This window comes from Stenotrophomonas maltophilia group sp. RNC7 (genome assembly GCF_030910085.1).
Lineage (GTDB): Bacteria > Pseudomonadota > Gammaproteobacteria > Xanthomonadales > Xanthomonadaceae > Stenotrophomonas > Stenotrophomonas sepilia.
On the sequence record NZ_JAVFVN010000342.1, the window covers coordinates 1 to 347 of the forward strand.

Consider the following 347-nt stretch of genomic DNA (forward strand, 5'->3'; position numbering starts at 1 on the left):
CAATCCTTTCATTTTTAATTGGAGCTTTCTTGCGCTTTCTATGTTGCCGTTGAGATATTCCATTGCCATGTCGTGGGTATCCTTTGGCAGTATGTTTGCAACAACGGAGATGACACCTTTTCCTCCTAAGGATAATAAAGGAACCACCATATCATCATTGCCGCTATAAATCGCAAATTCATCACCACATAAGCGAGCAATTTCTGCAACCTGACCAATATCTCCGCTGGCTTCTTTTATACCAACGATATTATTTACCTGAGAAAGCTTTTTCACGATCTTCGGTGCCAAATTCACACCTGTTCTGCCTGGCACGTTATATAAAATGATTGGAATATTGACACTTT

Annotated in this window: 1 protein-coding gene; it reads right to left on the reverse strand. The window is 40.1% G+C overall.

Annotation, left to right across the window (positions count from 1 at the left end; translation table 11 throughout):
* Positions 1–336, reverse strand: a 336-nt coding sequence (locus RCF13_RS05410; RefSeq protein ID WP_308140942.1) for a dihydrodipicolinate synthase family protein, incomplete at its 3' end; no start/stop codon positions are given.
* Positions 337–347 lie beyond the last annotated feature (11 nt).